This window comes from Nonomuraea aurantiaca (assembly GCF_020215705.1).
Taxonomy (GTDB): Bacteria; Actinomycetota; Actinomycetes; order Streptosporangiales; family Streptosporangiaceae; genus Nonomuraea; species Nonomuraea aurantiaca.
This window is the reverse complement of record NZ_JAIWNB010000122.1, coordinates 1-1,001: the sequence shown is the minus strand read 5'-3', so window position 1 is coordinate 1,001 and position 1,001 is coordinate 1. Positions and strand designations below refer to the sequence as shown.

General features: G+C 61.8%; 1 pseudogene. It reads right to left on the bottom strand.

Annotation, left to right across the window (positions count from 1 at the left end):
• A pseudogene (locus LDL49_RS56450) lies at positions 1–916 on the bottom strand (DNA-directed RNA polymerase subunit beta); the annotation flags it as partial.
• Between the last annotated feature and the right edge of the window lie 85 nt (positions 917–1,001).

The window sequence follows — 1,001 nt, the reverse complement described above, 5'->3', positions numbered from 1 at the left end:
CGACCCCGAGCTTCTTGTTGATCTTGTAGCGACCGACCTTGGCCAGGTCGTAACGCTTGGGGTTGAAGTACAGGTTCTCCAGCAGGGTCTGCGCCGACTCCTTGGTCGGCGGCTCACCCGGACGCAGCTTGCGGTAGATGTCCAGCAGCGCGTCGTCCTGGCCGGCCGTGTGGTCCTTCTCCAGCGTGGCGCGCATCGACTCGTACTGGCCGAACCGCTCCAAGATCGCCTCGCTGGTCCAGCCCAGTGCCTTGAGAAGCACGGTGACGGCCTGCTTGCGCTTACGGTCGATACGGACACCGACACTGTCACGCTTGTCGATCTCGAACTCCAGCCAGGCACCCCGCGACGGGATGACTCTGCAGCCGTACAAGTCCTTGTCGGAAGTCTTGTCGACATTGCGTTCGAAGTAGACGCCCGGCGAACGGACGAGCTGCGAGACCACGACACGCTCGGTGCCGTTGATGATGAAGGTGCCCTTGGGCGTCATGAGCGGGAAATCACCCATGAACACCGTCTGGGACTTGATCTCGCCAGTGGTGTTATTGATGAACTCCGCCGTGACGAACATCGGGGCGGAGAAGGTCATGTCCTTGTCTTTGCACTCATCTACGGAGTACTTGGGCGGCTCGAACCGGTGATCACGGAACGACAAGGACATGGTCCCCGAGAAGTCCTCGATGGGACTGATCTCTTCGAAGATCTCTTCGAGGCCCGACTGGGTCGGGACGTCCTTGCGCCCGGCCTGACGAGCCGCCTCAACCCGGGCCTTCCATTTCTCATTGCCCAGCAGCCAGTCGAACGACTCGGTCTGCAAAGCGAGAAGGTCAGGAACTTCGAGGGGCTCCTGGATGCGCGAAAAAGAGACGCGACGGGGACCAGCGGGTACGGCGGAGGCGTTGCGCGAGGCTGCCAACAGATGTCCTTCCGAGGGCTCGCGGCGGACTGACTACACGCACGCCAGACAACCTCGCAACGTGAGCAAGCGGAGCGGGTCGTCA